Here is a 26,153-nt window from a genome sequence, read left to right as displayed (position 1 = left end):
GAAGCGTGGGTCTGGTTGACCGAAGCGAGGTTGCTGCTTCGCCGGTTAGTAACTTGATTATGTAAACACCCTCTTAGAGCGTCTAACAAAACTACTGCGCAGCCGCCAGGCGGGCGCGGCCGGTGCTCGGAATCCTCATGTACCACATGTACACTGCGGTTCCTCCGCGCCGTCCACACCCACCTGACGACCGCTCGCGACGTTCTGTTAGCCGCTCTTAGACGCAGCGGGATGCCGGCTGGACGGTGGCGTTGGCTCCCGCATGTGCCGAACCATCGGCGCCCAGCCTCCAACCGGCAGGCCAGCCACAGGAGCGTGCCCGCGCGCGACGAGGCAGTCCCGGTGGCAATCGGCGTCCAGGCGCTGCATGTCGATAACCGCGATCACTGATGCCCGGCGCCGCGATCACTCTGCGCGCCGTGCACCCACTACAGCGGCGCGTACTGCACCGACACCACCACGAAGGTGTGCCTGCCTGCCGGCAATAGCGCCTCGAACTCGTCGTCCACACGCTTTTTCAGCAGTGCGCGCGCCAGCGGCGAATCGATGCTGATCCAGCCGCGCGCGGCATCGGTTTCGTCTGGGCCGACGATGCGGTAGCGCAGCAGTTCGCCGCTGTCGGCATCCTCCAGCTCCACCTGCGCGCCGAAGAACACCGCCTGCGGGTCGGTGGGCGCGGTGTCCACCACCCGCAGTGCTTCCAGGCGCTTGCTCAGGTAACGCACCCGGCGATCGATCTCGCCGAGCTGCTTCTTGCGATAGGTGTACTCGGCATTTTCCGAGCGGTCGCCCTCGGCGGCGGCCGCGGCCAGGGCGCGGACCACCTCCGGCCGACGCACGCGCCACAGCTCTTCCAGCTCGGCCTTCAGGCGGGCATGCCCATCGGGCGTGATCAGCGCAGTGCTCTTTTCGGCGGGTGGGCGCCAGCGGCTCATGGACGGACCTGGGGGCGAAGGGTGGGGCGCGATGCTAGCGCGCACGACCTACTTGCGCATCTGTGGCCGCACGGCGAAGCTTTGCGCCATTCTTGGGACACGGACGTCGTCATGTTGATCATGCCGCTGCACAAACCCTGGTCGCGCCACAACATCCCGTGGGTCACGCTGCTGCTGGTGCTGATCAACGTCATCGTCTACGTCGGTTACCAGCGCAAGGACGACGACCTGGTCGAAAACGCCGTGCATTACTACGTCGAGTCCGGGCTGGGCAGGCTGGAAGCGCAGGCGCATGCGCGCTATCTGGAGCGCACCGCCGACGCCAGGCTGCGTACCGCGCGCAAGGCCAGGCTGGAAGCGGTGCCTGCACCGCAGCGCATCGCCTATCTGGCCCACCTGACGCTGCACGATGTCGCCTTCGGGCAGGCACTGCGCGAAGGCACGCTGTTCAAGGACGACGCGCAGCGGCGCGAGTGGCGCGGTCTGCGTGCGCCCTACGACGCGCGCCTGGCGCGGGTGTTCACCCTGCGCCATCTGCAACGCAGTTCGGAGTGGTCGCCGCAGCGGATGCTCACGGCCACCTTCCTGCACGCCAATGCCGACCACCTGCTGGGCAACATGGTGTTCCTGCTGGCCCTGGGCACCTTGCTGGAAGGCGCGATCGGCAGCGGCTGGTTCCTGCTGCTGTACCTGCTGGGCGGCTTCGGCGCCAGCACGGCCAGCCTGTGGTGGCGCTGGGGCGAGCCCGGCGGCGGGCTGGGGGCGTCCGGCGCGATCGCCGCCCTGATGGGCGCGTTCTGCGTGGTGTGGGGGCGGCGCCGGGTGCGGTTTTTCTACTGGTTCTTCGTGGTGTTCAACTATGTGCGGGGGCCGGCGATCCTGCTACTGCCGCTGTGGTTGGGCTGGGAGCTGTACAGCTTGCTGGGCAGCGGCAACGAGGGGGTCGCATTCGAAGCGCATGCCGGCGGTCTGATCAGCGGCGCACTGCTCGGCGCATTGCTGGTGGCCGTAAGGCAGACCCGGCCGGACTTCATGGACGAGCAGGATGCCGCACAGCGCGACGACCGTTGGGAGCGCGCGCAACGGCACCTGGGGCGGATGGAAAACCAGGAGGCCGAACGCCTGCTGGCGGAGCTGGCAACCGAGACGCCGCAGAGCCTGGAGATCGCGCTGGCCCGCTATCGCGTCGCGCGGAACGCTGGCCGTCGACAGGAGGCCGTGCGACACGCGCATACGCTGGTGTGCCTGCCCACGCACAATGCCGAGCAGACCCGCCTGCAACTGGGTGTGGCTGCGGAGCTCGGCAAGGACCGCGCCGCGCTGGAGTTGCCGGCGCGGCTGGCCCTGGTGGATGCCTGCCTGCGCACCGGCTTGCTGGCCGATGCCGAGCGCCTGCTGAAGGAATGCGACAGCACCGCGCCGCGTGCCGAGCTTGCCCAGCGCTGGTTCGTGCTGGCGCTGCGCCATGGTGAATTGCAGGCCGGCGAACAGCGCGCACGCCTGCTTAGGCTGGTGCTGGAGCAGTTTCCCGAGCAGGGGCAGGCGAGCAAGGCGCGCTTTCTGCTGGAGCACGATTAACCTGCGTGCGCATTCCGGTGGATGCAGACTGCCGGTCGTAGGGCTATGCCGGTCACGACGTAGACCGCAGCAACTGCACGCCCGACAGCGCTGCAGCTGCTGTGTGGCGAGGACGTCGGTCCGAGCTCGATGATCGAAAGTGGGGCGCGTGCATCGCTGGTGTCGGCATGCGTGCCGCGCCCCCGGGCCGCTTGCTCCGATCGACGCTGGTCGCGCTGCGAATGGCCGCTCAGGCTGGTTGGATCGTCACTGCGCGCAATGCGGTTTCCAACTTGGCGCGCCGGGCATCGTCATCGCACTGTTCCAGTGCCTGCTGCAGCACCGCGCGTGCCTGCTCATCGCGGCCGAATCGCTCTGCCAGCATCAGGCCGGCATCCAGCGACCAGGCGGGCAGCATCCGGTCGCGCGGCCAGGCCGCGATGGCGGCGAGCAGGCCGTCGGTCGCGAGCTGGAACTGGCCGGCCATCTTGGCGCGCTCTGCCAGCACAGTGGCCTGCTCGGGTGTCAACGGAGTGAACGCCGCATCCAGATCCAGCGCCTCGCGTTGCAGCGCCAGCGCACGGCGTTCCTGTTTTTCCTGTAGCAGGCGGTTGATGTACTGGCGGGTGTGTTCGCGCAGCTCGTCGTTGCGGTGATGCTGGCGGAGCAGGCGCTGATACAGCTCGTGCACCGCCAGGCTCACCGCGCGCGAACGTACCGCGCCGCGCAAGGCCTGGAAGGCCGCGTCGGCATGACCGTCGCGCAGGTACTGGTCCGCCTCGTCGAGCAGGCGCTGATCGGGATCGCTGCGCTCGTGCGCAGTCCCGCCGCTGGGGACGTAGCCCAACTCCTCGTGGTACTGGTACACCAGATACCCCAGCAGGTGGAAGCTGGCGAACAGGCTCCAGATCGAGGTCATCATCACCGTCGCCTCGCGCACGAGCGGCGGCAGGTACTTCAATGCGAAGAACACCGCGGCCGTGCCGCTGCCCTGGATCACGTAGAGCAAGCCGTAGGCAGCCAGATACGGCCAGCCGATCCGTAGCGCCATGTCGATCGAGACGGCGGGGTTGAGCGCGCGGCGGAGGCTGCCGTCGATGGCCAGCGAGATCAGCATGCCGGGCAGCAGCAACATGCTGCCGAGGTAGGCCAGGGTCAGCCCGAACGGGCCGGCAATCGCGGCGGCCACGCCGATCACGATGCCCAGCGCCACCGCCAGCAGGATCAGGCGCAGCACTGCGCTGTCGAAGCTGTCATAGCCGAGCCGGGGTGCATCGGGTTGGCCATCGGCGGTGTGACGCAGGATGTCGAAGGCATAAGTGTAGGTCGCCATGCCGAGCACGCCGGCAATCACCAGTTTCAGGATCCCCGGCAGCACCAGCAGCGCGCTGCACAGCGTCAGCGCGATCAACGCGTAGAGCGCCGAGCCACGCAGCGGGTAGGTGGCAATGGACGGAATGCGGGTCCAGAACGCTGCGGGCGCAGCCTGCGCGGCAACCTTGCGCGCGCGAAAACGATCTTCCATGACGCTCCCCAAGCGTGTGATGTGAAGGGATTGTGCAGGCGCGCAGGCCGCTGCGCAATTGGGGCGGCCGGCTGCTCGTTGGCTGCATCGCGCCTGCAGGGCAGCGCTCGACGTCTGGCGGACACGCGATCGCCCCGGTGAGCGCAGACGTGCTCGCGGAGGCAAGTGGAGGCTTGCCCCTGCAGCGCCAGTACGACCTGCAAAACATGAGGCGACAGAGCAACCAACCCGCTGATTCAAGACCCGCTGTCATTGGCAGCTGTCCTTCGCGCAGGTAAGGGCGTGCAGCTATCGGGGTGCCCGCCCAAGCACCTTGCTGTCGTTTTTCATGACCGGTCTCACCGCTTCCCGCCAAAGATACTGCCGAAAATCCCGCGCACGATCTGCTGCCCGATCTTGCTGCCTATCGTGCGCGAGGTCTGCTTGGCCATGGTTTCGAGCATCCCCTGGCGACGTCCGGTGCCGAATACGGCGTCCTTGACCGCCTTGCCGAAGCCGCTGTCCTGCGCGTCCTCTTCCTGGCGGGTGCGTGCGGGCGGGGCGGCGGTCTGCTCAGCGACCTGTTCGACGCGGCGTGCCAGCCGTTCGGCCGCCGATTCGCGGTTGATGGCCGTGTCGTAGCGCGTGCCGACCGAACTGGCCGCGCGCAGCTGCGCACGTTCGGGCGCGCTGAGGGCACCCATGCGACAACGCGGCGGGGCGATCAGGGTCTGCTGCACCGGCGCCGGCACGCCCTTGCCCTGCAGGGGCGAGACCAGGGCTTCGCCGGTGCCCAGGCTGGAAATGGCGCTCGCCACATCGAGCTTGGGATTGGCCACGAAGGTCTGCGCCGCGGTCCTGACCGCCTTCTGGTCGCGCGGGGTGTAGGCGCGCAAGGCATGCTGCACGCGATTGCCGAGCTGGCCGAGGATGGTGTCCGGGATGTCGTCGGGAAACTGCGAGCAGAAATAGATGCCCACGCCCTTGGAACGGATCAGCCGCACCACCTGTTCGATCCGCTGCACCAGCGCGGCCGGCGCATCGTCGAACAGCAGGTGCGCCTCGTCGAACACGAATACCAGCTTGGGCTGTTCCAGGTCGCCCACTTCCGGCAAGCCTTCGAACAGCTCGGACAGCAGCCACAGCAGAAACGTGGAATACAGCTTCGGCTTGAGCACGAGTTGGTTGGCCGCCAGGATGCCGATCACGCCGCGCCCGTCCGGTGCCACGCGCATCAGTTCGGCAAGTTCCAGTGCCGGTTCGCCGAAGAATTGCTCGCCGCCATCCTGCGCAAGCCGCAGTAGCGCGCGCTGGATCGCTGCCACCGACTGCGCCGATACCAGCCCGTAGCTGGTGGACAGTTCCTTGCGTTCTTCCACCACCAGCGCCAGCAGCGCGCGCAGATCGTCCAGATCCAGCAGCAATAGCCCACGGTCGTCGGCGAGCTTGAACACGATGTCCAGCACGCCTGCCTGGGTATCGTTGAGTTCCAGGATGCGTGCCAGCAGGGTGGGACCCATTTCGCTCACCGTAGTGCGCACCGGGTGGCCGAGCTGGCCGTACAGATCCCAGAACACCACCGGGCTGGCGGCCGGCGCGTAGTCGGGAATGCCCACATCCTTGGCGCGCTGCAGCACGCCGGGTGCGCCGTCGCCGGCCATGGCCAGCCCCGCCACATCGCCCTTCACGTCTGCCAGGAACACCGGCACCCCCAGCTGCGAGAAGCCCTCGGCCAGGGTCATCAGGGTCACCGTCTTGCCGGTGCCGGTAGCGCCTGCGACCAGGCCGTGGCGGTTGCCGAAGCGGCCTTCGAGCATGACCGGGATATCGTCGGTGACGCCTTTGCCGAGCAGGAACGAGGCCATTGCACAGATCCGGTGGGAAAGCCTGATTCTAGCGGGCAACCCGGGCCGGCCAACGTGGCCGCGTCGAAGGGAGCCGCCGATCCGGTGCCACTGGAACAGCTGCGTGGCGCGCCGCCGGATCGTGCGATCGGTCGCTCAGTGCCGCGACCGGCCTGATCGCCAAGCTAACGGCCCACTGACCCTGGCGGGCGCGCCGCCTTGCCCCGGTGTCGCCCCGGCGGCTACCCTGCCTGCCTTTCCGCTGTACTGCCGACGATGCCGCTCGCTCATTCTGGTTTGCGCCCATGGCCTGTGCTGGCCGTGCTGGCGCTGTTGTCCCTCGCTCCCACCGCCCAGGCCCTGTCCAGGCGCGATACCGAAAAGGTCGCCGCGCTGGATGCGCGGATGGCCGCCGCCGAGAAGCGCTACCGCGACGCCCTGGTGCTGGTCAACAACTCCGATCCCAAGGGCACTGCCGAAGGCGACGCCGCGCTGGAAGACATGGAGGACGTGATCGATGCCTGCATCAAGCAGCGCGGTTGCCTGGTCTCCAATCAGCTGGCGACCTACAAGCGCCTGCTCAAGGCACGTGCCGATGCCGAAGCGCCGGCAGCGGAAGATCCGGAAGACGACGACACCCTGCTGCAGGCCGATCCGGACCATCTCGGCCCGGCTGCCAACGGGGTGCCCGAAGCTGCGCGCGCCGCCTCGCTGCTCAACGACCGGCGCCACGAGTTCGACCGGATGGTGCAGTACAACCCGGCGGTGCAGGCCGGTATCCGTCGCTGGCTGACCGACATGCGGCCGGCGCTGATGACCAGCTACGAGAACTACAGCAACCTGCGCGGGGTGATGTGGCCGGAATGGCAGAAGCGCGGCCTGCCCGAGGCGCTACTGTTCGGCATCATGGCCAAGGAGTCCAACGGAAAGGTGCACGCCAACTCGCGCGCCGGTGCCGCCGGGCTGATGCAGTTCATGCCGGCCACCGGTCGGCGTTTCGGGCTGGGCCCGGACGGCACCGGTTTCGACACGCGTTTCGATGCGCGCAGCGCCGCCGAGGCCAGCGCCGCCTACCTCAACGAACGCATGGCCGGGCTCAATCGCAGCATCGAGCTGGCGCTGGCGGCCTACAACGGTGGCGAAGGCCGCGCGGCGCGTGTGTTCGCGCAATCCGGTGGGCGCGGGTTCTGGGAACAGGACGTCTACAACCAGTTCCCGGCCGAAACCAAGGATTACGTGCCGATGGTGATCGCCGCGGCATGGATCTTCCTGCACCCGCGCCAGTACGGCGTGGACTTCGCCAAGCTCGACGCGCAGCCGGCCACGATCAAGCTGGCCAAGTCGACCACCATCTATGAGCTCACCATCTGCCTGGGCAGCATGGGCACGCGCGATGGCTACATGCGCGCGCTGCGCAATCTCAACCCGCGCTACGAGCCCGATGGATGGATGCCCGCCGGTACCGTCATCAATGCCACCAACCGCATCGCCAGCCTGTACACGCGCTACTGCGTGAGCGGCCCGCGCGCGGATCTGGCGCGCACTTTGATCACCGCCGACCTCAATAGCGCGATTGTCCGTAGCAGCAGCGCTATCGAATACACGCCCAGCGTGGCGGTGGGTGACGTGAGTCCGATGGCCGGCGTACCGACGACCGTGGCCACCGGCGAGCCGGCGGTCGCCAAGCCCAAGGCCAAGCAGGCGCGCAGCTACACCATCGCCAAGGGCGACACGCTGGGCCGCGTGGCGCAGAAGTACCAGTGCGAGATCAAGCAGCTGGCCAAGGCCAATGGCCTGAAGGCGCCGGCGTACGCGCTCAAGCCGGGGCAAAGCATCAAGCTGGCCGGTTGCGATCGCTGAACCGTGCGCCGGCGGTGCCATGCTGGTGGAGTCCTGTGACGACGGCCGCGCGCGAATGCACGACGCCGACTGCGCGCCGGGATGTACGACGCATCGTCGGCAATGCCTGGTCGCGGCCGGGGGGCGCTGCCAGCGAGGACTTCGCTAGACGCGTTGCCGGCGTGCAAGTGCCTGGCCAAGGCGGACGGCCGTTTCGGCGGCGAGTCCGGCATCGAGCGTGGCGACACCTGGCGGCAGCAGCACAATGACCGTGGAGCCGTAGTTGAAACGTGCCATCTCCGCAAACTTCTCCAGCACGATGCCCTTGCCGCGGTAATCCTTGCGCGTGATGCGATCGCCATAGCGCGGAATCTCCTCGCCGCTCCACACCGTCTCCACACCCGAGACCAGCAGCGCGCCGACCATCACCGAGGCCATCGGGCCGAAATCGGTGTCGAAATGGCAGACCAGGCGCTCGTTGCGCGCGAACAGGCGTGGCACCTTGCGCACCGCATCCGGGCCCACGCTGAACAGGCGGCCGGGCACATGCACGGTCTCGCGCAGGGTGCCGGTCCACGGCATGTGCACGCGGTGGTAGTCCTTGGGCGACAGGTACACGGTGGCGAACGAGCCGTCACGGAACGGCGCTGCCGCGGTTTCGTCGCCGAGCAATTCGGCGGCAGTGAACGACTGCCCCTTGGCCTGGAAAATGCGGCCGTTCTCGATCGGCCCGAGCTGGCTGATACGGCCGTCCGCAGGCATCAGCAACGCGGCCGGGTCGGCGTCGGGCACGCGTGCGCCGGGCTTCAGGGCGCGGGTGAAAAACGCGTTGAAGGTGGGGTAGGCGCGCGGGTCCGGCTCCTGCGCTTCGCTCAGATCCACGCCGAACTTGCGCGTGACCGTGTCGATCAACCACTGCTTGGTGGAGGGCCTATCGGAATAGGCCAGCGCGCGCGCCAGCGAGGACAGCAACCGGTGCGGCAGCACGTAGGTCAGGGAAGTGACAAGACTCACGGAGCGGTTACCTTGGTCAGCTGTTGGAGGTCGGCGGCAATCGCCTTGGGGTCCAGCGGGGGGCGGATCAGGCCGGCCAGGCGGCCCTGCGGGTCGAGTACGGCGATGCCGGCCGAGTGATCCATGCTGTAGTCGTTGGGGTTCTGATCGAAGTTCTTGCCCGGCACCTTCTGGAACACGAAGCCCAATGCGGTGGCGAAGCGCTCCAGCGCCGGTGCGTCGGCGGTGGCGGCCAGGGTGTCCTTGTGGAAGGCGTGCGCGTATTCGCCCAGTCGCTTCGGTGGGTCGCGCTGCGGATCCACCGAAACGAACAGCACACGCGGGCGCAAGCCATCGGGAATGCTTTGCCACTGCTGTTGTGCCACGGCCAGATCGGTCAGGGTGGTCGGGCAGACATCCGGGCAGAAGGTGAAGCCCAGGAACACCAGGGTCCAGTGGCCCTTCAGTTCGCCGGGAACGAGCTGGGTGCCATCGGACTGGCGCAGGCTGAATTGCGGTAGCGGGCGCGGCTGCGGATAAAAGGTGATGGTCTTGGTAGGCGGCCACGGCGAACTGGGGGTCCCACCGAGGAACTTCTGCCCCAGCAACAGCCCCAGGCCGGCGGCCAGCGCCACCAGCAGCACGATGCCGGTATTGCGATTGAACATGGCGGTTTCCAGTGCAACGGACGCTCATGATACCGATCCGGCCTCTATAATCGGGGGCCGATTCCTCTTTAGTTGTTGCCATGACTGCCGCCGCGGCCGACGAACTGCACACCATCATCGACCTGATCCGCTACGGCACCAGCCGTTTCAACGAAGCCGGTCTGACCTTCGGCCACAGCTACGACAATGCGCTGGACGAGGCCACCCAACTGGTGCTGCACAGCCTGCACCTGCCGCACGATCTGGGCCCGGCATATGGCCAGGCACGGTTGCTGCGGGCGGAAAAGGAGCGGGTGTTGGGCTTGTTCGAGCGCCGTATCACCGAGCGCGTGCCGGCGGCCTATCTCACCGGCGAGGCCTGGTTCGCCGGCCTGAGTTTCAAGAGCGATGCGCGCGCGCTGGTGCCGCGCTCGCCGATCGCCGAGCTGATCGAAGCCGGCTTCGAGCCGTGGCTGGGCGGGCGCGAGGTGACCCGCGCGCTGGACCTGTGCACCGGCTCGGGTTGCATCGCCATTGCAATGGGCCACTACAACCCGCACTGGGACGTGGACGGTGTGGACATCAGCGACGATGCGCTGGCGCTGGCCGCCGAGAACAAGGCGCGCCTGCATGCCGACAACGTCACCCTGCTCAAGTCGGATCTGTTCACCGGCCTGGCTGGCCGCCAGTACGACCTGATCGTGACCAACCCGCCGTACGTCACCAACGACGAAACCGATGCGCTGCCGCAGGAATACTCCTACGAGCCCGAACTCGGCCTGCGTGCCGGCGACGATGGTCTGGATCTGGTGCTGAAGATCCTGCGCGATGCGCCGCAGCACCTGAGCGAAGACGGCCTGTTGATCTGCGAGGTCGGCGAATCCGAACAGCATCTGATCAAGCTGCTGCCGGAAGTGGATCTGGCCTGGGTCGAGTTCAAGGTCGGGCAGATGGGGATCTTCGCGGTGGAATGCCGTGAGCTGATCGCCCACCATGCGCGCATCAGCGAGCTGGCTGCGCAGCGATGAGTCTGCGCGCATGAGTGCCAATTCGTTCGGCAAGCTGTTCACCGTCACCACCTTCGGCGAGTCGCACGGGCCGGCGATCGGCTGTGTGGTCGATGGCTGCCCCCCGGGCCTGGAGCTGGCGCCGGAAGAATTCGCCCACGATCTGCAGCGGCGTGCCACTGGCAGGAGCCGGCATACCTCCGCCCGCCGCGAAGCGGACGAGATCGAGATCCTCTCCGGCGTCTATGAAGGCCGCACCACCGGCACGCCGATCGGGCTGCTGATCCGCAATACCGACCAGCGCAGCAAGGACTACACCAACATCGCCCAGCAGTTCCGCCCCGGCCATGCGGACTACAGCTACTGGCAGAAATACGGCATTCGCGATCCGCGCGGCGGCGGGCGCTCGTCGGCACGCGAGACCACCATGCGCGTGGCTGCCGGCGTCATCGCCAAGAAGTGGCTCCGGCAGCGTTACGGCGTGCTGGTGCGCGGCTTCCTGTCGCAGCTGGGCGAGATCCGTCCGACCGGTTTCGACTGGGGCGCGGTGGAGGACAACCCGTTCTTCTGGCCGCATGCCGCGCAGGTGCCTGAGCTGGAAAGTTACATGGACGCACTGCGCAAGTCCGGCGACTCGGTGGGCGCGCGCGTGGACGTGGTGGCCGGCGGCGTGCCGCCGGGCTGGGGCGAGCCGATCTACGGCAAGCTCGATGCCGAACTGGCCGCCGCCCTGATGAGTATCAATGCGGTCAAGGGCGTGGAGATCGGCGACGGTTTCGCCAGTGCCGCGCAAAAGGGCACCGAACACCGGGATCTGATCACGCCGGAAGGCTTTCTGAGCAACCATGCCGGCGGCATCCTCGGCGGTATCTCCACCGGCCAGGCGATCACCGCCTCGATGGTGCTCAAGCCGACCTCCAGCCTGCGCCTGCCCGGCGCCACGGTGGATGCCGATGGCCGTATGGTCGATGTGATCACCACCGGCCGACACGATCCCTGCGTCGGAATTCGCGCCACCCCGATCGCTGAGGCGATGATGGCGCTGGTACTGATGGATCAGGCATTGCGGCACCGCGCGCAATGCGGCGACGTCGGCGAGGTGGCGCCGCGCATTCCCGGTCAGGTCGATGTCTGACGCGCAGCGCGCCAAAGTGTGGGTCAGCCAGCCGCTGTTCGACGATGTCGTCGCGCAGCTGGGCGAACATTTCGAGCTGACCACCACCGAGCGCGTCAGCGCGTATTCGCCGGCCGAGCTGGCCGCGCAACTGGCACCGCTGGACGGCGCCCTGGTCACGCTCAACGAACGCATCGGCACGGCCGAAATCGCGGCGGCGCCGCAGCTGCGCGCCATCGCCAATGTCGGCGTGGGCTACAACAATCTCGATATCGACGCCTTGAGCGCGGCCGGCATCCTGGCCAGCAACACGCCCGACGTGCTTACCGAAACCACGGCCGATCTCGGCTTCGCGCTGCTGATGGCCACCGCCCGCCGCATCACCGAATCCGAGCGCTGGTTGCGCGACAGGCAGTGGGGGCAGTGGTCGTTCAAGACCATGCTCGGCGCCGACATCCACGGCAGCACGCTCGGCATCCTGGGCATGGGCCGGATCGGGCAGGGCATCGCGCGGCGCGGCGCACACGGCTTTGGCATGCGCGTGCTCTATCACAACCGCAGCCAGTTACCGGCCGCCACCGAACAGGCGCTGGGCGCGCAGTACGTGGATTTCGAGACCTTGCTGGCGCAGTCCGATCATCTGGTGCTGGTGCTGCCGTATACGAAGGAGTCGCACCACATCATCGACGCGGCCGCGTTGGGCAAGATGCGCGCCACCGCCACGCTGGTGAACATCGCCCGTGGCGGTCTGGTCGACGAGGGCGCGCTGGCCGATGCGTTGGCCAACGGGCGCCTGGCCGGTGCCGGCCTGGACGTCTACGAGGGTGAGCCCGCCGTGCGTCCGGAACTGCTGGCGCTGCGCAACGTGGTGCTCACTCCGCATATCGGCAGCGCCAGCCTGGCCACGCGCCGCGCGATGGTGCAGCTGGCCGTGGACAACCTGATGGCCGCGTTGGGCAAAGGCCCCAATGCCGGCCATCCACCGAGCGCGCTCAATGCCGATGCGATTGCAGCTGCCAAACGCGGCGGCGCGAGCGTGGGCGCGAGCAAAACCGACTCGACCAAACGATAGGGAACCTCCGCGGCCAGTGTTGGAGGTTCCCCGAACCCAGCCCGCAGTGCTCCTTCTCTTTCCTTCTTCAATAAAGACAATCTCATGAGCAACGAAAACCGTCGTTTCAACGTCGCGGTCGTGGGCGCCACCGGCGCTGTCGGCGAGACCATGCTGAGCATCCTGGCCGAGCGCAACTTCCCGGTCGCCACCCTGTACGCGCTGGCGTCCTCGCGCTCGGCGGGCGGGCAGGTCGACTTCAACGGCGGCAAGGTCGATGTGCTGGATCTGGCCGAGTTCGACCCCAGTGGCGTGGACATCGCGCTGTTCTCTGCCGGCGGCAGCGTGTCCAAGGAATACGGCCCCAAGTTCGCCGCGGCCGGCGCGGTGGTGATCGACAACTCCTCGGCCTTCCGTTACGACGACGACGTGCCGCTGGTGGTGTCCGAAGTCAACCCGGAAGCGCTCAAGCAGCGCCCGCGCGGCATCGTCGCCAACCCCAATTGCTCGACCATGCAGATGCTGGTGGCACTGGGCCCGATCCACCGCCAATACGGCATCGAGCGCATCAACGTAGCGACCTACCAGTCGGTGTCCGGCGGTGGGCGTTCGGCGATGGAAGAACTGGGCAAGCAGACCAGCGAGCTGTTGAGCTTCCAGGACATCGACCCGCAGCGCTTCCCGGTGCAGATCGCCTTCAACCTGATCCCGCATATCGACGACTTCCAGGACAACGGCTACACCAAGGAAGAGATGAAGCTGGTGTGGGAAACCCGCAAGATCCTCGGCGACGACAGCATTCAGGTGAACCCCACCGCGGTGCGCGTGCCGGTGTTCTACGGTCACTCCGAAGCCGTGGCGATCGAGACCCGCGACAAGATCACCGTGGAAGCGGCACGCGCGCTGCTGGAAGCATCGCCGGGCGTGGAAGTGGTGGACGAGCGCAAGCCTGGCGGCTACCCGACGCCGGTCACGCATGCCTCCGGCAAGGACGCGGTGTTCGTCGGCCGCATCCGCGAAGACTTCTCGCATCCGCGCGGCCTGAACCTGTGGATCGTGGCCGACAACATCCGCAAGGGCGCTGCGCTCAACGCGGTGCAATTGGCCGAACTGGTTGCGCAGGAGGGCTAGGCCCTCGGTCAGGCGGGACCGGCCTGCGCGATGTGGCCTCTCCTTCGAGGCCGCATCGCGCCTCCCCACGCAAGCTGCGGCACATGCCAGGTCGAGCCCTCGGGCATCGGATGCCTGAGTTCCAAGGCCGCGCGCATGGCCACTCGCGCGCGTGCATTCGCGCTGCCCATAGCACCATGGCGATGGCGCGCTCGAGGTCCGGCGCCGCCGACGCGTTGTCGTTCGAGCCGCCCGGAGGGCCCGTGCGTGTGCATGGATGCCACATTGCGACACGGTCAGCACAGTCACGCCTGGTGACGAACGACTTTCGCTCATTCAGCGGCTATATTGATGCCCATGAAACAGAGGGGCAGGGGCGCGATGCGTCCGACACAAGCACTGGGCGCGTTGCTGCTGCTGGCCTGCAGCGGCGCAGCCATGGCATTGGGGCTGGGCGATATCCGGGTGCTGTCCCGACCCGGGCAGCCGTTGGTGGCCGAGATCCCGGTCATCTCCAACGAGCCGGGCGAACTCGACAACGCGCGCGTGGCCCTGGCTTCGGCCACCACGTTCGCGCGCGTCGGTCTGGAACGGCCGCAAGGCCTGGTGAGCAACCTGCAGTTCCAGTTCGCGCAGGATGTACGCGGGCGCGCGGTGATCCGCGTGACCAGCAGCCAGCCGGTGGAGCAGCCGGCGATCAACTTCCTGATCGAGGTGGAATGGAATCAGGGCCGGCTGGTGCGCGAGTACTCCGCGTTGGTCGATGCACCCAACACCGCGGCCGCCATTGCCGAGCCGGCCATCGACGCGCCGCGCGCCGGCGCCAGCAACACGATTACACGAGAACCCGCCGCTGCGCCCGCAGGTGCGCGTGAGGGGCGGGGTTCGGGCACGGCCGCGCCGTCCGGCCGTTCGGCTGCCGGCGCAGCGGCGGCCACGCAAGCCGGCGACGCGCTGCCGGCGGTGCGCGCGGGGCAGACCTTGTCGGAGATCGCAGCGACGGTCGCGCGCTCCAGCGGGCATTCGCTGGATCAGACCATGCTGGCCCTGCTGCGCACCAATCCGGATGCCTTCATCAACGGCAACATCAACCGCCTCAAGCAGGGCGCGGTATTGCGCACCCCGCAGGAGGACGCGCTGGCCCAGGTGGGTGCCGCCGAAGCGGCAGTGATGGTGCGCGAGCAGGCGGCCCAATGGCGGCAGGCGCGGTCGGCGATTCCGCAGCCGGCCGAGGCTGGTGCCGCGGCAGCGGTGCCTGCGCCTGCCACACCGGCAGCCGCCGCGGCCGGCAGCGGTGCGCGGCTCGAAATCGCCCCGGCAGTGGCGAGTCAGACCAATCAGGCCGGCGCCACGTCCGGCACCAGTGCCGAAGGCGAGGGCGAGATGGCGGCCAACCAACAGTTGCAACAGGCCAAGGAAGACATCGCCACCCGCGATGCCGAATTGCAGGATCTGCGCGCACGCGTCGCCGATCTGGAAAAGCTCAAGCAGCAACAGCAAGCCTTGATCGCCATGAAGGACACCGACCTGGCCGCCGCGCAGAAGCGCCTGGCCGCCGCGCCGCAAGCCGCTGCGCAGGGTGGCGGTGTTCCGATGTGGCTGATCGGCGGGCTGGTGCTGATCGTGGCGGCGGTCGTCGCGTGGCTGGCCGCGCGGCGGCGCAAGCCTTCGCCGTTGCCGCCGCTGCCGCGTCGCCAGTTCGACTTCATGCCTCCCGTTGCTCCTGCCGGCACGGGTGCCGCACCGGATGACGGCCAGGCCACCGTGCCCAGCGAACGCGACGTGGTGCACGAGACCGAGTTCGAACAGGCCGATCTGCGCGAAGACGAGCGCGCGCACGAGGCGCAGCCTGCGCTGTCGGACGTGTTGCGCCGCGAGCCGCAGGCGGCCGACCCGCTTGCTGCACCGGTCACGGTGAACAGCGACGAGTGGCGTGCGTTGCGTGCCACTCCGACGGCCCCTCCGATCGCATCCGAGCCTGCAGGCCATCGGGCCGCTGTGCATCCGGCGCAGCCCGACGCTGCGCATCCCGGCATCGCCGAACCCGGGGCCACGCCCGTCGTGTCGGGCGACCAACAGCAGCGCATGGATCCGGAGCCACTCCCGCAGGCACAGGCCCCGGAGGAGCGGCTGGAGATCGAATCGGCGCCTGCCGTTGCGGTCGCCGCGCCGAACCCTGCCGCGGATCGGCACTTCGCCTCTGCCGGCCGCGATCGCCTGGAACTGGCCGTGGCCTATATGGACCTGGGCGACAGGGACACCGCACGCGGCCTGCTGCTGGAAGTGGCCGCCACCGGCGACGACGCCACCCGCGCCGAAGCGGCGCAATTGCTGGAGCGCCTGGCATGAGCCCGGCCATGGACAGCCTGGCCACGCGCGAACGCCGGATCGACTACGTGGAATTCGCCTCCATCGACCCGGACGCCAGCCGCGCCTTCTTCGAACGCGTCTTCGGCTGGCAGTTCCAGGCGTATGGTCCGGACTATCTGGCGTTCAACGACGGCCGCCTGGACGGCGGGTTCTACCGCGCCGCGGGCCCGGCGACGGGCGAAGGCGGCCCGCTGGTGGTGCTGTATGCCGACGATCTGGCACCGATGCTCGAGCGCGTGCGTGCGGCCGGCGGCGAGATCGTCAAACCGGTGTTCGGTTTCCCTGGCGGCAGCCGGTTTCATTTCCGCGAGCCGGGCGGCAGCGTGCTGGCCGTCTGGTCCGAGCGCCCGGCCGCCTAGGCGTGCATCGTGGGAGCGTTCGGCCGGCATGCGCCACCTCGGGCATCGCCGCAGGACGCACTCCGGTGCGCTCGGCGCGGAACGCGCCAACGCTGTGAACCTGTACAGCCTGCGCGCCGTACTGCCGCACCTGCAGCGGTTCCATCGATTCAACCAACAGGCAGATACCGATGCGTTACGCGCTGGGCGTGGAGTATGACGGCAGCGAATTCCAGGGCTGGCAACAGCTGGGCGAGCATGGCGGGCCCAGCGTGCAGGCCAGCCTGCAGGCAGCGCTGTCGTCGGTGGCGGCTGCGCCGATCCAGGTGGTCTGCGCCGGCCGCACCGATGCCGGCGTGCATGGGCAATGCCAGGTGGTGCACTTCGACAGCGATGCGCGGCGCGAGCCGCGTGGCTGGATGCTGGGCACCACTGCGCGGCTACCCGCATCGATCGCGGTGCGCTGGTGCGTGCCGGCCGCCGACGATTTCCATGCGCGGTTTTCCGCGCGCGCGCGGCGTTACCGCTACCGTCTGCTGAATCGTCAGATCCGTCCGGCCCTGCATCGGCAGACCCTGAGTTGGGAGCGTCGTCCACTCGATGCCGAGGTCATGCATGTGGCCGCGCAGGCATTGCTGGGCGAGAACGACTTCAGCGCGTTCCGCAGCGTGCAATGCCAGGCGTTGCATGCGCGCCGCAATCTGCAGGCGATCAGCGTGCGGCGCGATGGCGAGGTGGTGGAAGTGCAGGTCCAGGCCAATGCATTCCTTCATCACATGGTGCGGAATATTGTGGGTTCGCTGATCCTGGTCGGGTCCGGCGAGCAGCCACCCGACTGGATCGCGACGTTGCTCGCCGGACGCGACCGCACGGTGGCCGGGCCGACGGCGCCGCCACAAGGTCTGGTGTTTATCGGGCCTCTGTATCCTGCAGAGTGGCATCTGCCTGCCGAGGTGACCCAATGAATCGATCGCTGTACCGCACCCGTATCAAGTTTTGTGGCATGACCCGCGCGGGCGATATCCGACTGGCCGGGGAGCTGGGTGTGGACGCGGTAGGTTTCATCTTCGCGCATGGCAGTCCGCGTCGCGTGGCGCCGGCCGAGGCAAGGGCGATGCGCCAGGCCACTGCGCCGATGGTCGATGTGGTGGCCTTGTTTCGCAATAATTCCAAGGAAGAAGTCCGCGAGGTGGTGCGCACCGTGCGTCCCACCCTGCTGCAATTCCACGGCGAAGAAGACGATGCGTTCTGCCGGAGTTTCAACCTGCCATATCTCAAGGCGGTGCCGATGGGCGGCGGCGTGAACGGCGAAGACGCCAATGCGCGCACCTTGCAGCTGGCCTATCCCAACACCGCCGGTTTCCTGTTCGACAGCCATGCGCCCGGCGCCGGCGGCGGCACCGGCAAGACCTTCGATTGGTCGCGTTTGCCGACCGGTTTGCACCGGCCGTTTCTGTTGGCCGGCGGTATCAATGCCGACAATGTGTTCGATGCCATCATCGCCACCTTGCCGTGGGGTGTGGACGTGTCCAGCGGCGTGGAACTGGCGCCCGGCATCAAGGATGGGCACAAGATGCGTAAGTTCGTCGAGGAAGTGCGCCGCGCCGACTGTCACGAGTTGGGGTGAGTGGGACTCGGGACTCGGGAATCGCAAGGCGTTGGACGCCGTTGGCTGATGACGTCGACGGCCCCTCAGGTTCCCGGTGATGTGTGCTGATCCTCGGCGAGTGCGTTACGTAGCCAGTCGGCCAGTCGCGCGATGCGCGGGTCCGGATTGCGTCTTGCGGCACAGAGCACCCAACGCCCCTTGGTCGGGGTGAATCCCCACGGAGCCAGCAGGCGCCCGGCCGCCAGATCCGCGGCCACCAGCGGCTGTGGTGCGATCGCCACACCCAGGCCGGCGGCGGCGGCTTCCAGCAGATAGACCAGGTGCTCGAATTCGGTGCCCAGGCGTAATGCCTGTGGCGCCATGCCGTGTGCCTGCGCCCACTCCGGCCACGCCTGCGGGCGCGAGCGGGTGTGCAGGACCGCGTGGTCGCGCAAGGCGGTGGGAGCGCCGCCATCCAGCTGCAGGGCCGCTGCCAGCTGCGGGCTCAGCACTGGGCCGATCCACTCCGCGCCGAGTTCGTACACCTGCCATTCGCCCGGCCATGGCGGCGATTCCAGCAGCAGGGCGACATCCAGGCCGTGCAGATCCGGGCCGGGCGGTTGCTCGCTGGCCGACAGGTGCAGGCGCAGCTCCGGCAGATCGTGCTGCAGCCGACCCAGGCGTGGGATGACCCAGCGCGCCAGCAGGCTGCCCGAGCATCCCAACACCAGTGGTGTTTCGCTGGCCGGGCGTCGCAGCGCCGCCCAGGTGTCGCCGATCAGGGCGAAGCCTTCGCCGGTGGCGTCGCGCAGGCGTGCCCCGGCGACGGTGAGCACCAGGCCACGGCCCTGGCGCGCGAACAAGGCCGTGCCCAGCGCCTGTTCCAGCGAACGCACATGGCGGCTGATGGCGCCATGGGTCACGTGCAACTCCTGTGCGGCCCGGCTGACGCTCTGCAGGCGGGCCGCCGCCTCGAACGCGCGCAGTGCAGCCAACGGCGGAAGCGAGAGGGTCATGTGTGAGTCCATATCACAGGTCGCAGCAATCTTATCGATTTATCGCCTGGCCATCGTGCGATACAGTGACAGCCTCGCATACGTCGCATCGCTGCAGAGGATTCCCATGTCGGCCCAGCCCATCAGTGACTTTTACGCCTATCCGGACGCTGCCGGCCATTTCGGCAAGTTCGGCGGCCGTTTCGTCGCCGAGACCCTGATCGGTCCGTTGCAGGAACTGGCCGCGGCCTACGACCAGGCACGCCAGGATCCGGCGTTCATCGCCGCGTACGACAAGGATCTCAAGCATTACGTGGGCCGCCCCAGCCCGATCTATCACGCCGAGCGGCTCAGCCGCGAGGTGGGTGGCGCGCAGATCCTGCTCAAGCGCGAGGACCTGAACCATACCGGCGCGCACAAGATCAACAACACCATCGGCCAGGCGCTGCTGGCCAGCCGCATGGGCAAGACCCGCATCATCGCCGAGACCGGCGCCGGCCAGCATGGAGTCGCCAGTGCCACGGTGGCCGCGCGGCTGGGGCTGGAGTGCGTGGTCTACATGGGCGCCACCGACATCGAGCGGCAGAAGATCAACGTCTACCGCATGAAGCTGCTGGGCGCGACGGTAATCCCGGTGACGTCCGGTTCGGCCACGCTCAAGGACGCGCTCAACGAGGCCATGCGCGACTGGGTCACCAATGTACACAACACCTTCTACATCATCGGCACCGTTGCCGGCCCGGACCCGTATCCGCGCATGGTGCGCGATTTCAATGCCATCGTCGGCCGCGAAGCGCGCGAACAGATGCTGCAGGACTACGGCCGGCTACCGGATGCGATCAGCGCCTGCGTGGGTGGTGGCAGCAATGCCATCGGCCTGTTCCATGCCTTTCTCAATGATCCGGGCGTCAAGATCTACGGCGCCGAGGCGGCGGGCGACGGTATCGCCACCGGTCGCCATGCGGCATCGATTGCGGCAGGGCGACCCGGCGTGCTGCACGGCAACCGGACCTACGTGATCTGCGACGACGACGGCCAGATCATCGAAACCCACTCGATCTCCGCCGGCCTGGATTACCCCGGCGTGGGCCCGGAGCACTCCTTCCTGTCCGACAGCGGTCGCGCGGTGTACCAAGGCATTACCGACGACGAAGCGATGGCCGCCTTCCATCTGCTGGCGCATACCGAGGGCATCCTGGCCGCGCTCGAATCCAGCCACGCAGTGGCGCAGTCGATCAAGCTGGCGCGCGAGCTGCCCAAGGATGCGCTGGTGTTGTGCAACCTGTCCGGCCGTGGTGACAAGGATGTGCACACCATTGCCGCGCGCGAGGGTATCGCTCTTTAAGGTGCTTGTGGTTATCGCTTTGTTTGGACGACAGGGACGCAGCGATGCTCGAAGGGATTGTCCAGTTGGTGGCCGAGGTGCTGCTGCAGGCCCTGGCCGAACTGCTGATCGAACTTGGTCTGCACTCGGTCGCCGAATCGTTCGAGCGCAGGCCATCGCCAGCGCTGGCGGCGGTCGGCTATGCGGTCCTGGGTGCGCTGCTTGGCGGCGTCAGTCTCTGGTTGCTGCCGCAGCACCTCACCGCCACCCACGGTGCGCGACTGGCAGCGGTGGTGATCGCGCCGTTGGTCGCCGGTGGGCTGATGGCTGTGCTTGGGGCATGGCGTGCGCGTCGTGGCGACCCGGTGTTCCGCATCGATCGCTTCTCCTACGGCTACCTGTTTGCACTGTGTTTTGCGCTGATGCGTTACTTCTTTGCCACCTGAGATTGCGTGGCGGCTTTCCTCCCTTGTTCGGGTGATTTCATGCGTCGTATCGATTCCCGCTTCGCCGAGCTGCGCGACAACGGTCGCAAGGCACTGATTCCCTTCATCACCGCCGGCGATCCCTCGCTGGAGGCCACCGTGCCGGTGATGCACGCGCTGGTGCGTGCCGGTGCCGACGTCATCGAGCTGGGTGTGCCGTTCTCCGATCCCATGGCCGACGGTCCCACCATCCAGCGCAGCTCCGAGCGCGCTCTGGGCCGCGGCGCCGGCCTGGCTTACGTGCTGGAGGCGGTACACGAGTTCCGTCGCGAGGATGCCGACACCCCGGTGGTATTGATGGGCTACCTCAATCCGATCGAAATCCACGGCACCCGGCGCTTCGCGGAGGCTGCGATCGCCGCTGGCGTGGACGGCGTGCTGCTGGTCGATCTGCCGCCGGAAGAGGCCGACGAGACCCGTGCCATCTTCGGTGAGGTCGGCCTGGCGCTGATCGCACTGGCATCGCCCACCACCAGCGAGCCGCGCCTGGACATGCTGTGCAGTACCGCGCAGGGCTACCTGTACTACGTGAGTTTCGCCGGCGTCACCGGCGCTTCGGACCGGCTCGACACCCAGGCCGCCAGCGACCGCCTGCGCCAGCTGCGCCAGCGCGCCGGAGCTCCGGTGGTCGCCGGCTTCGGCATCAACGACGCCGCCAGCGCAGCCGCGATGGCGGTCGATGCCGACGGCGTGGTGGTCGGCAGCGCGCTGGTCGCCGCATTGGCCGAGGCGGGCGATGTGCGCAGCACCCGCGAACGTGCGGAGGCCTTCCTGGCGCCGCTGCGCCAGGCGCTGGATCACTGATACGCTGTGATCAATACGTCATGCTGCAGGTTGAGCAAGCGGTGGCATTGCATACCTTGACGCCAAAATTGGACTCAGCCTTGCAACTTCCGCCGCTAGTGCAACTGCATTTCACTGCCGCAGAAGGCACCTGAATGGATTGGCCTGCCAGCAAGCCCAGTGCCATATTCTCGGTTGCAGAGCCAGTCATAGGCATCTGATAGCCATCGGGGACATCCATCGGTGCGACATAACCATATAGACGGATCCACACCGCATCGCGCCCCGTAGCGTCCACCGGAATGCCTAGGGTCTTTTTGAATGCAAGTAGATCCTTTCTGACATCGGGGACTGACAGTAGGCGTGCATCGATCCGCGGCAAGCGTTTGACTTCATCAGCGCTGGCGAAGGTTGCACCGACTTGATCTTCCGGGACCGGGTACATCGCGGTGCTTCCGCTGCGATTGCATTGCGTGCAGTCTGAACTCATTGCGCAGAAAGTCTGCCCGTTGGGAAGCAGTGTGGGACTACATCCCGACCCTCCAGGACATGCGCAGGTCAGCACGGCGGTCGGACTGATTGCCCACACACCCTTTTCCTGGGTAAACATGAACCAACCAGCAGGAACACTTATTGTCATCGAGCCATCCGGATTGATGTGCGAGGTCGTCCTGCTCGGAAGCGGTGGGCTGCTCTCGCCTCCGCACATCTTTACTTCGGCTTGGCTGCTACCGATAACGGAGACCAGGAACAGAACAGCCGCGATGCGTGCCGGTGATTTCATGGCCGATCCTTGTTCGTTCGTGTTTTTGGGGAGTTGTTGCATTTTTGGTCAGGCGTGTTCGAGCGGGCGGGTGACCGCAGGGGCGTGGTGAACACTGCCTTGATTTGCTCGTAGCATAGTCGTATCGTTTATAAAATCTTTTTCCGACGGGCGGCCGTCCTGTCAACTCCCTTGCTAGTGTTCAGGGGCCTGGGGGCACGAAGCCGTGAGGTGTCCGGCTGGTTTACACTCCGTCTTCTGATGCCCCAAAGGGGTGCTTTTACGGAATCGAATGAGCTGGCTCAGCAAATTGATGCCCTCCGGCATCCGCACCGAAAATACCCCGGCCAAGAAGCGCAGCGTCCCCGAGGGCCTGTGGGAGAAGTGCAGCAACTGCGGCAGCGCCCTGTACGGGCCGGAACTCGAGGAGAACCTCGAGGTGTGTCCGAAATGCGACCACCACATGGCCATTCGCGCCCGTGCGCGTCTGAACGCGCTGTTCGACGTCGATGCGCCGATGACCGAGATCGCCGCCCAGCTCGGCCCGGTCGATGTGCTCAAGTTCAAGGACCAGAAGCGCTACGGCGAGCGCATCAAGGCCACCCAGAAGGCCAGCGGCGAATACGACGCGCTGATCGCCATGCGTGGCACCCTCAAGGGCAATCCACTGGTCGCAGCCGCGTTCGACTTCGCCTTCATGGGCGGCTCGATGGGTTCGGTGGTCGGCGAACGCTTTGCGCGTGCGGCCGAAGTGGCACTGGAAGTGGGCTGCCCGTTCGTGTGCTTTTCCGCCAGCGGCGGCGCGCGCATGCAGGAAGGCCTGTTCTCGCTGATGCAGATGGCCAAGACCTCCGCAGCGCTTGGCCGCCTCCGCGAAGCCGGCCTGCCGTACATCTCGGTGCTGACCCATCCCACCACCGGCGGCGTTTCCGCGTCCTTCGCCATGCTGGGCGATATCAACATCGCCGAGCCGCATGCGCTGATCGGCTTTGCCGGCCCGCGCGTGATCGAGCAGACCGTGCGTGAGACCTTGCCGGAAGGCTTCCAGCGCTCGGAGTTCCTGCTGGAGCACGGCGCCATCGATCAGATCTGCGACCGTCGCGACATGCGCGATCGCCTGGCCGAGCTGACCGCGATGATGATGCGTCAGCCGCGTCCGCAGGAGGCGGTGGCGTGAGGGGGCTGGCGGGACCCGGGACCCGGGATCGGGGACCCGGGACCCGGGATCGGGGACCCGGGAAAAGCGTGGTCTGCTGCCTGTGGACGTCCGATGGCTGCTCCTCGCGGATCACCGGTCCCGGGTCCCGGGTCCCGGCTCCATGAGCGCGCGCAAGTACTTCGGCACCGACGGCATCCGCGGCCGCGTTGGCCAGGGCGTGATCTCGGCCGATTTCGTGTTGCGCCTGGGCAATGCGCTGGGCCGTGTGCTCACCCAGGGCCGCAGCAAGCGACCGCTGGTGCTGATTGGCAAGGACACGCGCATTTCCGGCTACATGTTCGAAGCGGCGCTTGAAGCCGGGTTGGTCGCGGCCGGCGCCGACGTGCAGATGATCGGGCCGATGCCGACCCCGGCGATCGCGTTCCTGACCACCACCCTGCGCGCCGATGCCGGCGTGGTGATCAGCGCCTCGCACAACCCGCATTACGACAACGGCATCAAGTTCTTCTCCGCAGATGGCGAGAAACTCGACGATGCCACCGAAGCGGCGATCGAAGCGGCGCTGGACGCACCGTTCCATACCGTGGAATCCGAGCGTCTGGGCAAGGCGATCCGTACCCGCGACGCAATCGGCCGCTATATCGAGTTCTGCAAGGCCAGTGTGCCGCGCGGCTTCACCCTGCATGGGCTGAAGATGGTGCTGGACTGCGCGCATGGCGCCACCTATCACATCGCACCGATGCTGTTCCGCGAGTTGGGTGCCGAGGTGGTGGTGATCGGTGCCGCACCGGATGGTCTCAATATCAACGATGGCGTCGGCTCGACGCATATCGACAATCTCGCCGCCAAGGTGCGCGAGAGCGGGGCGCACCTGGGCATCGCCTTCGACGGCGACGGCGATCGCGTACTCATGGCAGACGATCAGGGCAATCCGGTGGACGGCGACGATCTGCTGTACGTGCTGGCGCGTTCGTGGCATGCCAGCGGGCGGCTTACCGGCACGGTGGTCGGCACCTTGATGACCAACTACGGGCTGGAGCCGGCGCTGGCCCGGCTGCAGATCCCGTTCCAGCGCGCCAAGGTCGGCGACCGCTATGTCCATCAGGCACTGGTCGAAAGCGGCGGCACGCTGGGCGGGGAAACATCCGGCCACCTGCTGTGCCTGGACCGCGCCAGTACCGGCGACGGCATCGTCAGTGCGCTGCAGGTGCTCGAAGCCCTGGCGCGCGACGGCCGTAGCCTGCGCGAGGCCTTGAGCGGCCTGACCAAGGTGCCGCAGAAGACCGTGAACGTGCGGCTGGACGGCGGCGCGGCCAAGGCCATCGTGGAAGCGCCCGGCGTGCAGCAGGCCTTGCAGCAGGCGCAGGCGGCGGTGCAGGGGCGCGGCCGCGCCTTCCTGCGTCCTTCCGGGACCGAGCCGGTGGTGCGGGTGACCGTGGAAGCGGACGATGCGGCGCTGATGCAGGACACGCTCGACCGACTTTCGGGCGCGGTGCGTGACGCGGCGTGAGTCGCTGATCATCGGCGTGTGCGTGGTCCTGGCCAAGGCCGCGACGTTCTACCTGTTGTATCGCCTGCTGTCCTGAGCGGCAGGCGCCTTTCCCATCGACTTCGACTGCAGACATCCGTATGAGCGCGCGCATCCCGACCCTGGACATCACCCGTTTCGACAGCGACCGCGAGGCGTTCGTCGCCGAGCTCGGTGCGGCCTACCGGCAGTGGGGCTTTGCCGGCATTCGCAACCACGGCATCGCGCAGGCCGACATCGATGCGGCCTACGAGGTGTTCAAGGCGTTCTTTGCGCTGCCTGAAGAGGTCAAGCGCCGCTATCACGTGCCCGGCAGCGGCGGCGCACGCGGCTACACCGCTTTCGGGGTGGAAACCGCCAAGGACTCCAAACATTTCGATCTGAAGGAGTTCTGGCACATCGGCCGCGAGATTCCCGACGATTCGCCGTATCGCGAGGTGATGGCTCCGAATCTGTGGCCGGAAGAAGTGCCCGGCTTCCGCGAACGCGGCTACCGGCTGTACCAGCAGCTGGACCAGCTCGGCTCCCGCGTGCTCTCGGCACTGGCCCTGCACATCGGTCTGCCGCAGGACTATTTCGTGGACAAGACCAACAACGGCAACTCGATCCTGCGCCCGATCCACTACCCGCCGATCACCAGTGACGATATTCCCAACGTGCGTGCCGGCGCGCATGGCGATATCAACTTCATCACCCTGCTGGTCGGTGCCAGCGCTGCCGGGCTGGAGGTGCGCTCCAACGATGGCGAGTGGGTGCCGTTCACCGCCGATGCCGACACCATCGTGGTCAACATCGGCGACATGCTGCAGCGGCTCACCAACCACGTATACCCGTCGACGATCCACCGCGTGGTCAACCCCCCGGGCGAAGCCGCGCGCAAGCCGCGCTACTCGGTGCCGTTTTTCCTGCACCCCAACCCGGATTTCCTGATCGACGTGCTGCCATCGTGCACCAGCGTCGACAACCCCAGCCGTTACCCCGAGGCCATCACCGCGCATGGCTTCCTGGAAGAGCGCTTGCGCGAAATCAAGCTGAAGTGACCGCTTGGTGGGGCGTGCCTGCGAGCCCCGCCGCCAGCTGGTTCCAACCATGCGGCAGGCGTGTGCGATCGGCGGTCGCGCCTGCACCCCAGGCATGACCGCTGGCACAATTTCGCGCACGCACGCGTGCTTGCGTTTGGTTAAAGCTTGCGTTCACTCAGGCCGATAACCCAGTCTGA

Annotated in this window: 23 protein-coding genes and 1 other RNA gene; 17 read left to right on the top strand and 7 right to left on the bottom strand. The window is 67.2% G+C overall.

Annotation, left to right across the window (positions count from 1 at the left end):
• The first annotated feature begins 137 nt into the window (after nt 1-137).
• Nucleotides 138-213: non-coding RNA, sX9 sRNA (locus LL964_RS18605), on the top strand.
• Between the two features lie 215 nt (nt 214-428).
• Here the strand turns inward: LL964_RS18605 and greB are convergent.
• A complete protein-coding gene (greB, locus tag LL964_RS18600) occupies nt 429-935 on the bottom strand; it encodes a transcription elongation factor GreB (RefSeq protein WP_104588809.1) in 507 nt (168 codons plus the stop codon).
• A gap of 111 nt (nt 936-1,046) precedes the next feature.
• Here greB and LL964_RS18595 point away from each other — a divergent pair, with 111 nt between their 5' ends.
• Nucleotides 1,047-2,513, top strand: a complete 1,467-nt coding sequence (locus tag LL964_RS18595) for a rhomboid family intramembrane serine protease (RefSeq protein WP_167395452.1) — start codon at nt 1,047-1,049, stop codon at nt 2,511-2,513.
• A 229-nt stretch (nt 2,514-2,742) separates the two neighbouring features.
• Here LL964_RS18595 and LL964_RS18590 read toward each other — a convergent pair whose 3' ends face one another.
• Both LL964_RS18590 and LL964_RS18585 read right to left on the bottom strand, forming a co-directional pair.
• A complete protein-coding gene (locus LL964_RS18590) occupies nt 2,743-4,017 on the bottom strand; it encodes a DUF4013 domain-containing protein (protein ID WP_167395451.1) in 1,275 nt (424 codons plus the stop codon).
• A 338-nt stretch (nt 4,018-4,355) separates the two neighbouring features.
• Nucleotides 4,356-5,861 (bottom strand): helicase HerA-like domain-containing protein, encoded by a 1,506-nt coding sequence (locus LL964_RS18585; protein ID WP_104588807.1) that lies wholly within the window; start codon nt 5,859-5,861, stop codon nt 4,356-4,358.
• 255 nt (nt 5,862-6,116) lie between these two features.
• On the opposite strand from LL964_RS18585, the gene LL964_RS18580 reads away from it, so the two are divergent.
• Nucleotides 6,117-7,700 (top strand): transglycosylase SLT domain-containing protein, encoded by a 1,584-nt coding sequence (locus LL964_RS18580; protein ID WP_146092450.1) that lies wholly within the window; start codon nt 6,117-6,119, stop codon nt 7,698-7,700.
• 144 nt (nt 7,701-7,844) lie between these two features.
• On the opposite strand, the gene asd is transcribed toward LL964_RS18580, so the two are convergent.
• Complete coding sequence (gene asd, locus LL964_RS18575) at nt 7,845-8,693, bottom strand: archaetidylserine decarboxylase (protein WP_104588806.1); 849 nt, start codon at nt 8,691-8,693, stop codon at nt 7,845-7,847.
• A complete protein-coding gene (locus LL964_RS18570; RefSeq protein ID WP_104588805.1) occupies nt 8,690-9,340 on the bottom strand; it encodes an SCO family protein in 651 nt (216 codons plus the stop codon). The genes asd and LL964_RS18570 overlap by 4 nt, the downstream gene beginning before the upstream one ends.
• A gap of 80 nt (nt 9,341-9,420) precedes the next feature.
• Here LL964_RS18570 and prmB point away from each other — a divergent pair, with 80 nt between their 5' ends.
• The 8 genes from prmB (at nt 9,421) to LL964_RS18530 (ending at nt 17,936) form a co-directional block, all read left to right on the top strand.
• A complete protein-coding gene (gene prmB / locus LL964_RS18565; RefSeq protein ID WP_104588804.1) occupies nt 9,421-10,347 on the top strand; it encodes a 50S ribosomal protein L3 N(5)-glutamine methyltransferase in 927 nt (308 codons plus the stop codon).
• 10 nt (nt 10,348-10,357) lie between these two features.
• A complete protein-coding gene (gene aroC / locus LL964_RS18560) occupies nt 10,358-11,461 on the top strand; it encodes a chorismate synthase (RefSeq protein ID WP_104588815.1) in 1,104 nt (367 codons plus the stop codon).
• A complete protein-coding gene (locus LL964_RS18555) occupies nt 11,454-12,512 on the top strand; it encodes a 2-hydroxyacid dehydrogenase (protein ID WP_104588803.1) in 1,059 nt (352 codons plus the stop codon). The genes aroC and LL964_RS18555 overlap by 8 nt, the downstream gene beginning before the upstream one ends.
• Before the next feature lie 84 nt (nt 12,513-12,596).
• Entirely contained in the window at nt 12,597-13,622 is a 1,026-nt protein-coding gene (locus LL964_RS18550) for an aspartate-semialdehyde dehydrogenase (RefSeq protein ID WP_104588802.1), read from the top strand.
• A gap of 360 nt (nt 13,623-13,982) precedes the next feature.
• Nucleotides 13,983-15,950 carry a motility hub landmark protein FimV gene (locus tag LL964_RS18545; protein WP_104588801.1) on the top strand — a complete coding sequence of 656 codons (1,968 nt, stop codon included), beginning with the start codon at nt 13,983-13,985 and terminating at the stop codon, nt 15,948-15,950.
• Nucleotides 15,947-16,330 carry a VOC family protein gene (locus LL964_RS18540; protein WP_104588800.1) on the top strand — a complete coding sequence of 128 codons (384 nt, stop codon included), beginning with the start codon at nt 15,947-15,949 and terminating at the stop codon, nt 16,328-16,330. Before LL964_RS18545 ends, LL964_RS18540 begins: the two co-directional genes overlap by 4 nt.
• 170 nt (nt 16,331-16,500) lie before the next feature.
• Entirely contained in the window at nt 16,501-17,274 is a 774-nt protein-coding gene (truA, locus tag LL964_RS18535) for a tRNA pseudouridine(38-40) synthase TruA (RefSeq protein ID WP_104588799.1), read from the top strand.
• Nucleotides 17,271-17,936, top strand: coding sequence for a phosphoribosylanthranilate isomerase (locus tag LL964_RS18530; RefSeq protein WP_104588798.1), 666 nt, complete (start codon nt 17,271-17,273; stop codon nt 17,934-17,936). Before truA ends, LL964_RS18530 begins: the two co-directional genes overlap by 4 nt.
• Nucleotides 17,937-18,001: 65 nt before the next feature.
• On the opposite strand, the gene LL964_RS18525 is transcribed toward LL964_RS18530, so the two are convergent.
• A complete protein-coding gene (locus LL964_RS18525) occupies nt 18,002-18,913 on the bottom strand; it encodes a LysR family transcriptional regulator (protein WP_104588797.1) in 912 nt (303 codons plus the stop codon).
• 106 nt (nt 18,914-19,019) lie between these two features.
• On the opposite strand from LL964_RS18525, the gene trpB reads away from it, so the two are divergent.
• The 3 genes from trpB to trpA are packed head-to-tail and all read left to right on the top strand — an operon-like array spanning nt 19,020 to nt 21,505.
• Nucleotides 19,020-20,237, top strand: coding sequence for a tryptophan synthase subunit beta (trpB, locus tag LL964_RS18520; protein WP_104588796.1), 1,218 nt, complete (start codon nt 19,020-19,022; stop codon nt 20,235-20,237).
• Between the two features lie 44 nt (nt 20,238-20,281).
• Nucleotides 20,282-20,662: a hypothetical protein gene (locus LL964_RS18515; RefSeq protein WP_104588795.1), complete on the top strand. Its 381-nt coding sequence runs from the start codon at nt 20,282-20,284 to the stop codon at nt 20,660-20,662.
• A 39-nt stretch (nt 20,663-20,701) separates the two neighbouring features.
• Nucleotides 20,702-21,505: a tryptophan synthase subunit alpha gene (trpA, locus tag LL964_RS18510; RefSeq protein ID WP_104588794.1), complete on the top strand. Its 804-nt coding sequence runs from the start codon at nt 20,702-20,704 to the stop codon at nt 21,503-21,505.
• 10 nt (nt 21,506-21,515) lie between these two features.
• Here trpA and LL964_RS18505 read toward each other — a convergent pair whose 3' ends face one another.
• Nucleotides 21,516-22,268, bottom strand: coding sequence for a hypothetical protein (locus LL964_RS18505; protein WP_146092449.1), 753 nt, complete (start codon nt 22,266-22,268; stop codon nt 21,516-21,518).
• 271 nt (nt 22,269-22,539) lie between these two features.
• Here LL964_RS18505 and accD point away from each other — a divergent pair, with 271 nt between their 5' ends.
• The 3 genes from accD (at nt 22,540) to LL964_RS18490 (ending at nt 25,974) form a co-directional block, all read left to right on the top strand.
• Entirely contained in the window at nt 22,540-23,424 is an 885-nt protein-coding gene (accD, locus tag LL964_RS18500) for an acetyl-CoA carboxylase, carboxyltransferase subunit beta (protein ID WP_104588793.1), read from the top strand.
• Nucleotides 23,425-23,566: 142 nt separating this feature from the next.
• Complete coding sequence (gene glmM / locus LL964_RS18495) at nt 23,567-24,916, top strand: phosphoglucosamine mutase (protein WP_104588792.1); 1,350 nt, start codon at nt 23,567-23,569, stop codon at nt 24,914-24,916.
• 119 nt (nt 24,917-25,035) lie between these two features.
• On the top strand, nt 25,036-25,974 hold the full coding sequence (locus LL964_RS18490; protein ID WP_104588791.1) for an isopenicillin N synthase family dioxygenase: 939 nt from the start codon (nt 25,036-25,038) through the stop codon (nt 25,972-25,974).
• The last annotated feature ends 179 nt before the right edge of the window (nt 25,975-26,153 follow it).

This window comes from Xanthomonas melonis (genome assembly GCF_020783655.1).
Taxonomy (GTDB): domain Bacteria; phylum Pseudomonadota; class Gammaproteobacteria; order Xanthomonadales; family Xanthomonadaceae; genus Xanthomonas; species Xanthomonas melonis.
Note: the sequence above shows the minus strand (reverse complement) of the source record. Positions and strands in the feature narration are given on the sequence as shown.